General features: G+C 65.5%; 14 protein-coding genes. 8 read left to right on the plus strand and 6 right to left on the minus strand.

The window, feature by feature from the left end; all coding sequences use genetic code 11:
* Nucleotides 1-442: 442 nt before the first annotated feature.
* Entirely contained in the window at nucleotides 443-1,069 is a 627-nt protein-coding gene (locus tag TX79_RS00010) for a DUF7546 family protein (RefSeq protein WP_049924916.1), read from the minus strand.
* A gap of 282 nt (nucleotides 1,070-1,351) precedes the next feature.
* Between TX79_RS00010 and TX79_RS00015 the strand changes: the two genes are divergently transcribed.
* The 4 genes from TX79_RS00015 (at nucleotide 1,352) to TX79_RS00030 (ending at nucleotide 5,173) form a co-directional block, all read left to right on the plus strand.
* The gene (locus tag TX79_RS00015; protein WP_049924917.1) at nucleotides 1,352-1,573 is read left to right on the plus strand and encodes a hypothetical protein; all 222 of its coding nucleotides are present in this window, start codon (nucleotides 1,352-1,354) and stop codon (nucleotides 1,571-1,573) included.
* A gap of 37 nt (nucleotides 1,574-1,610) precedes the next feature.
* Nucleotides 1,611-2,894 carry a histidinol dehydrogenase gene (gene hisD / locus TX79_RS00020; protein WP_049924919.1) on the plus strand — a complete coding sequence of 428 codons (1,284 nt, stop codon included), beginning with the start codon at nucleotides 1,611-1,613 and terminating at the stop codon, nucleotides 2,892-2,894.
* Nucleotides 2,895-2,964: 70 nt separating this feature from the next.
* Nucleotides 2,965-4,686 (plus strand): methyl-accepting chemotaxis protein, encoded by a 1,722-nt coding sequence (locus TX79_RS00025; protein ID WP_081655452.1) that lies wholly within the window; start codon nucleotides 2,965-2,967, stop codon nucleotides 4,684-4,686.
* A 112-nt stretch (nucleotides 4,687-4,798) separates the two neighbouring features.
* Nucleotides 4,799-5,173: a HesB/IscA family protein gene (locus TX79_RS00030; protein ID WP_049924920.1), complete on the plus strand. Its 375-nt coding sequence runs from the start codon at nucleotides 4,799-4,801 to the stop codon at nucleotides 5,171-5,173.
* Nucleotides 5,174-5,235: 62 nt separating this feature from the next.
* On the opposite strand, the gene TX79_RS00035 is transcribed toward TX79_RS00030, so the two are convergent.
* Nucleotides 5,236-5,436, minus strand: coding sequence for a dodecin (locus TX79_RS00035; protein ID WP_049924921.1), 201 nt, complete (start codon nucleotides 5,434-5,436; stop codon nucleotides 5,236-5,238).
* A 223-nt stretch (nucleotides 5,437-5,659) separates the two neighbouring features.
* Here TX79_RS00035 and TX79_RS00040 point away from each other — a divergent pair, with 223 nt between their 5' ends.
* Nucleotides 5,660-6,568 carry a hypothetical protein gene (locus tag TX79_RS00040; RefSeq protein WP_049924923.1) on the plus strand — a complete coding sequence of 303 codons (909 nt, stop codon included), beginning with the start codon at nucleotides 5,660-5,662 and terminating at the stop codon, nucleotides 6,566-6,568.
* A 103-nt stretch (nucleotides 6,569-6,671) separates the two neighbouring features.
* Nucleotides 6,672-7,874: a pyridoxal-phosphate-dependent aminotransferase family protein gene (locus TX79_RS00045; RefSeq protein WP_049924924.1), complete on the plus strand. Its 1,203-nt coding sequence runs from the start codon at nucleotides 6,672-6,674 to the stop codon at nucleotides 7,872-7,874.
* 48 nt (nucleotides 7,875-7,922) lie between these two features.
* Here TX79_RS00045 and TX79_RS00050 read toward each other — a convergent pair whose 3' ends face one another.
* Together TX79_RS00050 and TX79_RS00055 are read right to left on the minus strand one after the other, a co-directional pair.
* A complete protein-coding gene (locus TX79_RS00050) occupies nucleotides 7,923-8,228 on the minus strand; it encodes a DUF7116 family protein (RefSeq protein WP_049924926.1) in 306 nt (101 codons plus the stop codon).
* 216 nt (nucleotides 8,229-8,444) lie between these two features.
* The gene (locus TX79_RS00055) at nucleotides 8,445-8,684 is read right to left on the minus strand and encodes a DUF5816 domain-containing protein (protein WP_049924927.1); all 240 of its coding nucleotides are present in this window, start codon (nucleotides 8,682-8,684) and stop codon (nucleotides 8,445-8,447) included.
* A 149-nt stretch (nucleotides 8,685-8,833) separates the two neighbouring features.
* Between TX79_RS00055 and TX79_RS00060 the strand changes: the two genes are divergently transcribed.
* On the plus strand, nucleotides 8,834-9,253 hold the full coding sequence (locus tag TX79_RS00060) for a universal stress protein (protein WP_049924928.1): 420 nt from the start codon (nucleotides 8,834-8,836) through the stop codon (nucleotides 9,251-9,253).
* Here TX79_RS00060 and TX79_RS00065 read toward each other — a convergent pair.
* Together TX79_RS00065 and TX79_RS00070 are read right to left on the minus strand one after the other, a co-directional pair.
* Nucleotides 9,250-9,684 (minus strand): universal stress protein, encoded by a 435-nt coding sequence (locus TX79_RS00065; RefSeq protein ID WP_049924930.1) that lies wholly within the window; start codon nucleotides 9,682-9,684, stop codon nucleotides 9,250-9,252. The two genes, TX79_RS00060 and TX79_RS00065, sit on opposite strands and share 4 nt — an antisense overlap.
* Before the next feature lie 81 nt (nucleotides 9,685-9,765).
* A complete protein-coding gene (locus TX79_RS00070; protein WP_049924931.1) occupies nucleotides 9,766-10,758 on the minus strand; it encodes a mechanosensitive ion channel family protein in 993 nt (330 codons plus the stop codon).
* Nucleotides 10,759-10,946: 188 nt separating this feature from the next.
* On the opposite strand from TX79_RS00070, the gene trmB reads away from it, so the two are divergent.
* The gene (trmB, locus tag TX79_RS00075) at nucleotides 10,947-12,011 is read left to right on the plus strand and encodes an HTH-type sugar sensing transcriptional regulator TrmB (RefSeq protein ID WP_049924932.1); all 1,065 of its coding nucleotides are present in this window, start codon (nucleotides 10,947-10,949) and stop codon (nucleotides 12,009-12,011) included.
* The last annotated feature ends 87 nt before the right edge of the window (nucleotides 12,012-12,098 follow it).

Raw genomic sequence — 12,098 nt, forward strand, 5'->3', positions numbered from 1 at the left:
TGCGTACTCGAAGAGACGCGCCCAGATTATATAAGGGCGTCGTCTCGAGGCCGACGGCGCGCCGGCGAGTACGCGTGATCCACAACCCGAAGCGACCGTCGGGAGACCGAGGGTCGTCGAGGGTGGATACGTTCCTGCCTTCGTGCCGGGAAACGGCCGAAGGGAACGTGGCGACCTGCGCCACGTCGTTCGCATTACTGTCGAAGTCCGGGTAGATACATAAGGGCGTCGTCTCGAGGGCAGTCTGGTAGGCCGTCCCGAGAGACGTGTAATCAAACCGAACGGGGAACACAGCGCGGCGGTCGAACGGAGCGGACTAACCGCTGGCGGGAGTATCGGGAAATTTCGGCGACGGAGCAGCATCCAGGGACTACCGATCGAGGGGCCACCAGTACAGCAGCGCAACGGTGAGGACGAACGCGATCGTAGAGAGTTCGTAGGCCTAGGCGTAGACGCCGGCCATCAGAGTGGTAGACGTTCCGATCCCGGCGAACAGCGACGCGATGACGGGCCAGGTACAGCTAACGCAGGCGAACAATCCGAGAATACCCGAGACGACGGACGTGACGGCGTCGATGACGGTCACGAAGACGAGGTACGCGAGCGCGAGGTAGCCGACCAGCGCGTACGGCGAGATCGAAAGGGTGAGCGTCGGGCTGGTGTAAAAGAGTGCAGGCCCGTAGCCCGGCGGGACGGCGAGCGCGAGATCGAACCCCTGCATCCGCTCGAAGAACCGGAGGTGTTCCTCCGGATGATCGAACAGCGGCACCCAGCCGTAGAGACCGCCGAAAAAACCGAGCACCAGGAAGTAGGCGGCGGCGACGACCCCGGCGAGGAGGGACTGTCTGCGACCCGCGGCGGGAAGGTCGACCTTCCAGAAGACGAGCACGCTCGCGTTGAGCCAGACGAACGGATAGAGATGAAAGAGTCCGAGTTGGGCGTTCTGGACGGCTGCGTAGGTAACGACGACCGCGGCCTCGAGCGAGAGGATCGCCGTCCAGACCAGTATCTCGAACGTCGACGGCTCCGGCAACGAGAACGTTCGACCGCCGAGCGAAAAGGAGGTCACGGGCGATCGACCTCCGTCGCGATCGATGACGTGATCCAGCCTCGAGTACAGGAACGGGGCGAGAAACCGGCAGGAGGCTCCCGACGGGCCGCCCTCGTCCGTCCTGAACGAGGATCCTGATTCATAGTCGGACGTTAGTGGTCGACCACAAGTATGCTACTGTCGAGGACCACGCAGTTCCGACGTGGCAGACCCGTCGTACGACGGAATAAGAGGGCGTTCGACGGAATTCCTGGCGGACCGATCGATAGGATTTAGCGACGGGGGCCGGTACGGACGCACATGGATCGAGCTGGGTTCGTCAAACTCGCGGTCGTCGGGATGGGGCTCGTGATCGCGAGCTTCTTCGTTCGCGGGTTCGGGCAGCTCGCCTTCGGTCGGCCCGTCGCCGAAACCCTGCAGGCACCGATCATCACCCTCGGGTTCGCGGTGTTGGTCTATCTCTTCGTCAGGGCGACGCTCGACGCCGTCGGGATCTGGGAAGTCGAGAAGGGCGACGCGTAAGGAAACGGTTTTTCGGCGCGCACGCGAACGCGTGCGTATGGATATCGACGTGACGCCGATCGCCGATCTCGGCCCGGACGATCGGACTGCCTTCTTCGAGCGGGACGCGGGTATCGGCGCGATCAGGGACGACGTTCGGGAGATCGTCGACCGTGTGCACGAGGAGGGCGACGTCGCCGTCCGGGAGTTCACCGAGGAGTTCGACGACGTGACGGTCGGGAACCTCGAGATCACGGACGACTGCGAGCGCGCCTACGAGGAACTCGACGACGAACACCGGGAGGCGATCGAAGCGGCCGCGGCGAACGTCAGGGAGTTCCACGAGGCCCAACTCCCCGAGGACTGGCGGCGGGAGTTCGATGCGGGACGCGAACTGGGACGGCGGTTCCGGCCGATCGACCGCGTCGGCGTCTACGTCCCGGGCGGAGCGGCGGCCTATCCCTCGAGCGCGATCATGGGGATCGTCCCCGCCGTCGTGGCCGGCGTCGAACACGTCGCGGTCGTGACCCCGCCCGCCGAGGAACTGAATCCCGTCACGCTGGCTGCGATCCACGCCGCCGGTGCCGACGCAGTCTACAGCGTCGGCGGCGCACAGGCGATCGCGGCGCTGGCTTACGGGACGGAGACGGTCTCGAGCGTACAGAAGATCGTCGGCCCGGGAAACAAGTGGGTGACCGCGGCCAAGGCCGAGGTCCGGGGCGACGTGGCGATCGACTTCCTCGCCGGACCGAGCGAGGTCGTCGTCGTCGCGGACGCGACGGCCGATCCCGACCTGGTCGCCAGCGAACTGATCGCACAGGCCGAGCACGACCCGAACGCCTCCGTCGTCGCGGTCACGGACGACGCGGAGACCGCCGAGGGAATCGTCGCAGCCATCGAGGAGCAGGTACCCGCACGCGAGCGCGAAGAAACCGTTCGGGAGGCACTCGAGGGCGACGCGAGCGGCGTCTTGCTCGCCCGGTCGATGAGCGAGGCGATCCTCTTCACGGAGGAGTACGCCCCGGAACACCTCTCGATCGTGGCGGACGACGACGAGTCCATCCTCGAGCGCATCGACAGCGCGGGCAGCGTCTTCCTGGGGCCGACCACCCCGGTCGCCGCGGGCGATTACGCCAGCGGCACCAACCACGTCCTGCCGACGAACGGCGGCGCACGGGTGACCGGCGGCCTCTCCGTCGAAACGTTCCTGCGATCGACGACGGTCCAGCGACTCTCGAGCGAGGCGCTGGCCGACCTCGGCGGGACGATCACGACGCTGGCCGACGCCGAAGGCCTCGAGGCCCACGCCGAGAGCGTTCGTCGACGACTCGAGGACGAATAATCCGGGAAGTCGACGCGGAACCCGATCAGTTGGCCCCAAGAGATAGGGCACGGGAAGCGAGACGCGGGGTATGGACAGGCTGCTCGAGAGCGTCTTCTCGCTCGGTTCTCGGACGCAGACTGCGACGGACGAGATGGCGTCGAACGACGATCACGGGGACGATACGACCGGTGCGACGGCGGAGAACCCGACGGCGGAACCGGACGACCCCACCGAACCGCCCGAAGCGGCGGTGACGGACGGGGGGACGACCGCCGGAGCGGCGACAGCCGAAACCGGGGACGACGAGACTGCGGAGACGCTCGGCGGCCGGGAGTCGACCGACGAGACGATCAGTATCTCGACGGACGCCTTGCTGGATACGCTCCCGCAGCCCGCGTTTCTCGTCGATACCGAACACCGCGTGATCGGGTGGAACCGCGAGGCCGAGGTGCTCACCGGGGTCGACCGAGAGCGCGTCCTCGGCGAGGACGCCGCGGGGGCACTGTTCCGAGACGATCGAACGCGAACGGTAGCCGACGAAGTCGTCGACAACCCGCAGACGGCCCATCACGGGTCGGACGTGACCGAATCGGGCCGCGACCAGCAAGCCTACGAGCGCGAGCGGGAACTCGAGAACGCCGACGGTGAGACCGTCTACGTCCACTCCGTGGCGACGCCGATCTATCAGCAGGGGGAACTCCAGGGCGTCATCCAGCTCGTACAGGACAACACCGAGGTCATCAGGCGGCGGGAAGCGATGGCCGACCTCGTGAGCGAGGTGACAGCCACCGGCCAGGCGCTCAACGACGGGGACCTCGGGGCCCGGGTAGATTACACCGACGAACACGACGTACTCGACGACGAGGTTCGCCGGATCACCGAGACGATCAACGAGATCGCCGCCCACGTCCAGCAGGTGATCACCGGCATCGCCGACGAAGTCGAGGACCTCGCGACCGATGCGGACCGGATCGCCGACACTGCCGTCGACGTCGACGAGCAAGTCGGTGAGCAGACCGATTCGATCCGATCGATCGTCGAGGAGATCAGCGACCTGAGCGCGACGATGGAGGAAGTCGCCGCCAGTTCCGACCAGGTCGCCTCGGCCGCCGAACAGGCCCAGGCCGCGGCGGACGACGGCCTCGAATCGAATCGGCAGGCCCGCGAGGAGATGGACGACGTACTCGAGGCCGCGGACGAACTCGTCGAGACGGTCGAGAAACTCGAGGCCCGGATGGACGAGATCGACGAGGTCGTGGCCGTAATTAGCGATATCGCCGATCAGACGAATCTGCTCGCGCTGAACGCGAACATCGAGGCCGCACAGGCGGGCGAGGACGGCGACGGGTTCGCCGTCGTCGCCAACGAGGTCCAGTCGCTGGCCAACGAGACGAAAGAGCACACGCAGGCGATTTCGGAGTCGATCGAGGAGTTACAGACGACGACCGACGAGACCGTCGCCGTGACCGAACGGACGAACGACCAGGTCACGAAAGCCAGCGACGGGATCGACGAGGCCCTCGAGAGCCTCGAGGAGATCGCGACGGCCATCGACGAGGCCGCGACCGGCGTCGCAGAGATCGCCGAGGCGAACGACGACCAGGCGGCGTCCGTCGAGGAAGTCGCCTCGGCCGCCGACGGCGTCGCGGACGACGCCGACGAGATCGAGGACGCCATCGCGGACGTCACGGACCGGACCGCCGCCCAGCGGGACGCGATCGACGACGTCATCGACTACCTCGAGCGGTTCACCGACGGCGACGCCGTGGATCGGTCCGGAGATCACCTCGGCACGGTCGACTCCGAGTAACCGTCGCCACTGACCGCTTCGGTTGTGGTTCCGAGGACGTAACCGAACTCGGCTAGGGACGTAGCTGTCCGTTGGCGTCACAGTTAACATCGTCGCGCGGGAATGGAGTGGTATGAGCACGGACAGCGCCGACGGGGGGCGCGCGGAGACGCGACCCGAGATCGACGTGACGGAAGACGCGGCCGAACAGGCACTCTCGTTGCTCGAGAACGAAGGACTCGACGTCGAAGAGGCGGGACTGCGCCTGTTCGTCCAGCAGGGTGGGTGTGCGGGCCTCTCCTACGGAATGCGTTTCGACGACGAACCCGACGAGGACGACGAGATTTACGAGCACCACGATCTGCGGGTGTTCGTCGACCCGGCGAGTCTGAACTACATCGAGGGGAGCGTCCTCGACTACGAGTCCGGCCTGCAGGCCGAAGGGTTCCACGTCGAGAACCCCAACGTCGTCAGCGAGTGTGGCTGTGGCGAGTCCTTCCGGACGTAACGACGCCACGCCACCGACGGCGACCGTCGACGGGGCATCTCGTCGACCCCGATCCGTGGCGCTCAGTCCTCGAGTTCGAACGCGACCGTTACTTCTGCCTGGTACTCCCGGTTTTCCGCGCTCGCGATTTCGACGCCGAGTTCGTCGACTTCGATCCAGTAGACGTTCTCGAGAGTCACCTCGGCGCGGTCGATAGCGTCGTCGGCCGCGTCGTCGAAACTCTCCGTGCTGGTCCCGATCAGGCTGATCTTCTTGAAGACCATTGCCTGCACGGCTACACCGAGGGGCGTCTTCAATGTATGGCTAGTGATAGCAACCAGCACTGTTTTTGTCCGGAACTGCACCGAATCCAATTAGGCTGTGCAGTCGGGCACACTGACAGCCTCGAGTGAGAGAGCGACGAACACTCGAGGCCGTGACGGCGACATCGGTTGCTTCGGCCGTGGGACCGGAGCAATAATGTGGTGTTGGTGGTTCAACACGAGTATGGATCGACGATCGGTTCTGCAGGCGGCGGGTGGTGGGGCCGTCCTCGCTACCGTCGGACTCGCTGGCTGTTTGAGTGCTATTCCTGGAATCGGCGGCAACGACGATACGTTCGAATCGGTAGCAAAGTGGTTGCCCGCGCCGTCGGCGGTGAACCAGGATCACTACGGGGTGAACACGATGGATCCGTACGCACTCATCGATGCCGAGGACCACCTCCCGGACGAGCTGAACGACATCGTGGCGAACGTCGAGCAAATGGCAACCGAACAGCTACCCGGAGCCGCCAGCGCAGAGGACGTCGAGTACCTCGTAACCGGTAACTTCGGTCCGTTCGAGGGAACGTTCGACGTAATCGAGGGAGAGTTCGACGCGGAGGAAATCGAGGAGAGCCTCGCGGACGAATCCGTGACCCACGTACGGACACAGGGGACGTTCGAACTGTACGAAACCGACGTCACACACGTCGGCATCACGGACGGAACGATTATCGTTGCAAACACCACTACTCCGACCGAGACGGCCGCCACTGTCGTCGAAACCGAGGCGGGGGACTCCCCGCGGTACGCGTCGGAACACGACGGATTCGACGCACTGACGGACGAAATTCCGCCGGGCGATATCGGCCACGTCAAGACGACCGACCCGATCGAAGACCCCGACCTCGAGAACGGGTATCTGACCGGTGTCGTGGCGAAGGGAGCGATGTTCGACGTCGAGGGCGAGGAAGTGTCGGGAACGCTCGCAATGGTGTTCGAAGACGAGTCGGTGATCGACGAGGAAGAACTCGAAACGGCCCTCGAGGGGGACGGTTTACAGCCGTTCTCGGACTACGAGATCGACGGCAACGTCGTGCGGATGACAGAAACCGGTCCGACCGAGGAGTTCCTGGGTTCTGAAATCGTCTAATTGCCCGACTCGAGTGCAGCGTCACCGAACGGCCCAGCGAGGTCGCCGGTCCAATTCGTCGATGCGTGAACGTTTTTGGCGGTTCCCGTTCCACGTCCCTCCAATGACGGGTACTACAGACGTCTCCGAACTCGAGGAGTTGACGCCGCCTGACCGGACGCTGATGGGACCCGGCCCGAGCGACGTGCATCCGCGCGTGTTGCGGGCGATGAGCACACCGCTCGTGGGTCACCTCGACCCCTCGTTCGTCGAGATCATGGACGAGGTCCAGGAACTGCTGCGCTACACGTTCCGGACGGACAACCGGTGGACGATACCCGTCTCCGGGACCGGATCGGCGGCGATGGAGGCCGCGATCGGAAACGTCGTCGAACCCGGCGACACGATGCTCGTTCCAACCAACGGCTACTTCGGGGGTCGTATGGCGTCGATGGCTCGCCGAGCGGGCGGCGAGGTCGTCGAGGTCGACGCACCGTGGGGCGAACCGCTCGATCCCGACGACGTGGCGGACGCGCTGGCCGAACACGACCCCGACGTCTTCGGGTTCGTCCACGCCGAGACGAGTACGGGCGTGCTCCAGCCCGACGTCCCCGAACTGACCGCGGCGGCCCACGACCACGGCGCACTGGTGATCGCCGACACGGTCACCTCGCTGGGCGGGGTCGAACTCCGCGTCGACGAGTGGGGAATCGACGTCGCCTACGCTGGTCCACAGAAGTGTCTCTCCTGTCCGCCGGGTGCCAGCCCGCTGACCCTCTCGGACGAGGCCATGGAGAAGGTCCTCTCGCGCGAGGAGGACCCCCGCTCGTGGTACCTCGACCTCTCCTTGCTCGAGGGGTACTGGGGCGACGAACGGGCCTATCACCACACCGCGCCGATCACGAACGTCTACGCGCTCCGGGAGGCGCTCCGACTCGTGGCCGAGGAGGGGATCGAAACCCGCTGGGCCCGCCACGAACGCCTGGCCGGCGCGCTGAAAGCCGGCGTCGAGGCGATGGGCCTCGAGATGAACGCCCCGGACGAGTACTGGCTACCGAGTTTGAACGCGGTCCGCGTCCCGGAGGGCGTCGACGACGGCGACGTCTGCGACGCGTTGCTCGAACAGTTCGACCTCGAAATCGCCAGCGGGCTCGGTGATCTGGACGGCGACATCTTCCGCATCGGCTGTATGGGGCACTCGGCCCGGCCCGAGAACGTGATCTACGTCGTGACCGCGCTGGGTGACGTCCTCGAGTCGATAGGTGCCGACGTCGATCCGGGGGCCGGCGTGACGGCGACCCGGCGCGCGTTACACGAGTCGTACTGACTGGCCCGTCGCCGATCGCCAGCGCTCGAAAAAGAAATCGCGACCGCGTTAGGCCGAGACGCGCGGTCCCGGCGGGGCCCGTTCGACCTGATACTCCTCCCCGTCGACGACGATGATCGCCCACTCGTAGTCGGGATCGACCCGCTCGAGACGGGTCTCGAGGTCGTCTGCGTCCTCGGGCTGGGCGACGAAACAGTGAAACTCTCCCGACGACGACGGCAACGAATCGGTCTCGAGGACTGTGTTGACGTGGACGACTTTCCAGGCTCGTTCGGCGCGGAACTCCGGACCGGTTCCTTCGACGGTGTACCCCAACTCTGCGAAGATCGACCTGGCCTGCTCGACGAGTCGCATGTTAACAGGACCCATTCACGAGTAGATACGCGCCCTCCCATCATAAACGTTGTCACTCGCCAAACATCGGCCGGAAAACCGCGACTATCCCCAACTATTCAGGAAAGTCGATAGACGTGCGTCCGTCACCATCCGGAATCGGCGACCGATAATAGGTGGTTGACCGAAACGGACAGTCGATCGAGCAGTCGGGAACCGACCGTACCGGACCGAGAGTTACTCGTGGGCAGCGTCCCACTCGGTGGGTTTCCGGAAGTTCCCACAGACGTTGCACTTGATCCGGCCCATCGCGTCCATCGCGTTATCGACGCTCTCACAGTTCGAACAGAACCAGCCGTAGCGCCGCTGGGCGTCGCGGCTCTCGTAGGCGACGAGAAACGGCCCCTTCGATCCCCGGTCGCCTTCCCTCTCCGAGACGTAGATCGTCTCGCCGTTCTCGGTCGACGTCTCTCGCATGCCGGCGACTAGCCCCGGGGACGGTAAATGACTGTCTGTCCCGGCCGAACCCGCGATCGGCGTCGCCGTCGAACGGGTATGGGACGGTTACCCACGACTAACCGTCCCAACTGAAACCTTTACCCGGGCGCAACTCGTTCGAGGTGCTAATGGCGCTGGTCGTGGTTCCCGTTCGATACCCCCTGACGAAACACTCCCGGCGGACGCTCGAGCAGGCGATTCGAATCGCCGACGAGCGCGAGGCGTCGCTTACCGTCCTTCACGTCGACCTCTATCAGAACGGGAAGAACGTTTCCCGGATCGATCTGAAAACGGCCGTCGAGCGATCGTTCGGGCCGCTCGAGAACGCCCGCTACGTGGTTCGATCGGGCTTTCTGGTCGAGGAGAGTATCCTCGACGAAGTCGCCGCCGAGGACGCGGACGCGGTCGTCATCGGGAATCGACAGGCCAGCAGACTCCGCCGGCTCTTTCGCCGGTTCACGGACAATCCCGACATCGATCGCTACCTCCGGACCCACCTCGACTGTGAAGTGATCACGGTCGAAGGCGCTCGAGCGTCCGGGAGCTAGACCCCCGCGTCGCGGACGACCAACACCGGCACGTCGGCGTTGTCGACGACTCGCTCGGAGACGCTGCCGAGCGAGGTGACCTTCTCGCGGGGGCTCTTCCCACGCGTGCCGATCACGATGAGATCGATTCCTTCGTCGGCCGCGTACTCGAGGATCGTCTTCGCGGGCGTTCCCTTCCTGATATCGCCGACGGTCTCGAGTCCAGCGTCGGCCGCCCGGTCGACGACGTCCTCGATCGCTGCCTGACCCTCCTCCTCGAGCGACCGCTCGAGGTCGGTCGCGTCGTCGGCCGCGGCGGCGGTGATGCGGCTGTCGACGACGTAGAGGGCGTGGACCGTCGCCTCGTTGTCTGACGCGATCGACAGCGCGTGTGCAAGCGTCTCCGAAACCGTCTCGCTACCGTCCGTTGGGATGAGCACGTCGTCGTACATCGCTCGATGGATCGCAGTTGCACCGGACAGGGCTTAAAACACGACGGCGATTCCAGCACCGAGGGCACGCCGAACGGGTGGCTACTCCCGCTCGACCGTCTCGTCAGTCGCGTCCGTCGCGTCGACCGACGGACGGGCGTCCGAGTGCCTCGCGGGACCGTCCTCGATGGCTACGCTGGCGACTCCGCTCGTCGTGTCGAAGACGTGATGGCGACGCGGGTAGGCGAACTCGACGTCGAGATCCGCGAATCGCTCGCGGACCGCCGCCTGGACGGCCGACTTGTTGGCCCGCTCCCGGAAGGGGTGGTTGAGCCAGAAGAACAGCTCGAGGAGTACCCCGTCGTCGCCGTACTGGTCGATGAGACAGGTCGGGGCTGCGGGATAGCGTTCGCTGCCGACCCGGATGTCGGGACCGCCGGTGATCACGTTGTCCACGTTGCGGGCTGCCCGCTCGGCGGCCCGTCGGGCCGCCTCGAGGTCGCTCTCGTAAGTGACCGCGAACGTCACCGAGACGCGGGTGCGTTCGTCCTCGGCGGAGTAGTTGACCACGTCCCGCTCCTGGATGTTCGAGTTCGGAATGACGATGAACGTGTTCTGGAGCGTGAAGATCTTCGTATACCGGATCGTGATGTCCTCGACGAATCCCCGGTGGCCTTCGTCGGTGATCTCGATCATGTCGCCGATCTCGTAGGGCCGGTCCGAGAGGACGAACAGACCGTTGATGAGACTGCCGACAAGGGGTGCCAGGACGACGGCGACGACCGCGGAGATGACGGTCACCGAGAGGAGGATGTCCGTTCCGCTGAACCCGAGGATGCCGGCGGCGATCCCGGCGGTCACGAGCAGCACGGAAAGGCGGACGCCCCGAAGGGCAGTCCGGGTGACGCTCGGGCGTTCGATCCGCCGAGCGATCATTCGACCGGTCAACCTGACGACGAGTTTCGAGAGCCCCCAGCCGATCCCGAGGACGAGAACGGCGAGTCCGATAGTGATGGGGTCCGGGAACGTCGCCGGAAAGATGCCGTTCGGATCGCCGGCGGTTGCGTTCTCCGCCCCTTGAAGGACGCCGCGCATGAACCCACACTCTGGCCCGCGGTGGAAAAACGTTCTGTCCTCGGCGAGGGTGACGCCCGACTGGACGACGCCGACACACTGAGACGGCCCACCACGACCCTCACGCCCCCGAAAACAACCCGATTTCGAAAACGCGTGTTACTCGGAGCATAATAAATCATTTAGCCATCGAGAGCGTTGGGGATCGTATGGCACCAGACGAACTGCGCTCGACGGTCGAGCGCGTCGGGGATCGGTTCAACCTCGGCGAGTACGAGATCGACGCCTACCTCACCGTCCTCGAGCAGGGACAGCTCACCGCGAGCGAGATCGCTGACCGAACGGACATCCCCCAGCCCCGCGTCTACGACACCGTCCGCAGCCTGAGCGACCGCGGCCTGGTCGAGTTGCGCGAGTCCCGCCCGATGAAGGTCGTCGCGATCGACCCCGAGGAGGCCTTCGACGACGTCCAGACCTCCCTGGAACAGATGATCGACGAACTCGAGGCCAGGTACACCGCGCCCGCGCGCGATACCGAGGCCGTCTCGCTGGTCAAATCTCGCTCGACCATCCTGCGGTACCTCGAGGAAGTGATCGACGCCGCCGACTACGAACTCTCGCTGTCGCTGACGCCCGACCTGCTGGTCCGCTACGAGGAGGAACTCGCGGCCGCCATCGACGCGGACGTCAGCGTCGACCTCATCGTGACGCCGGCGAGCAAAGCGCCGGATCCGGACTCGTTCGACTACCTCGAGGTCGCGACCTCGGCTCGCGCTCGCCGGGGGATCACGACGCCGATCGTCGCGGTCGCCGACGGGAACTACTCCGTGTACGCGACCCAGGACGCCCTGCGCGACGATCAGGACCGCTACGGCGTCATCTTCAACCGCTCTGCGCTGGGCTTTCTCGTCTCCGGCTTCTTCGGTACGGTGCTCTGGACCACGGCCGAGCGAACCCTCGCAGAGGACGGTACGACCCGCTCGTACCCCCGAGCGTACGCCTCGATCCGGCGCTGCGTCAAGGACCTGATGGAGGACGGCGGCGAGTTCTACGCGACGATCGAGGGCCGCGACGTCGAGGTCGGCGGCTCGCGCGTCGTTCGCGGTCGCATCCTCGACGTCTCCTTCCAGGTGAGTGAGGAGGTCGCCTCGCTGACCCTCGAGACCGACGACGGCGAGGAAGTCACTGTCGGCGGCCGCGTCGCCGCCCTCGAGGACCTCGAGGCCCACGAGATCCACATCGGTCGCCACGAACCGCCGACGATCGAGGATTGAAGTCGGCGCTCGCGGGCGGTTCCGGTACGGAACCGTCGACTCCCGACACGTCGCGTTTCGTCCGCGTCGCGTTCGTCTCGAGCCGAG

This window comes from Halopiger goleimassiliensis (assembly GCF_000455345.1).
Lineage (GTDB): Archaea > Halobacteriota > Halobacteria > Halobacteriales > Natrialbaceae > Halopiger_A > Halopiger_A goleimassiliensis.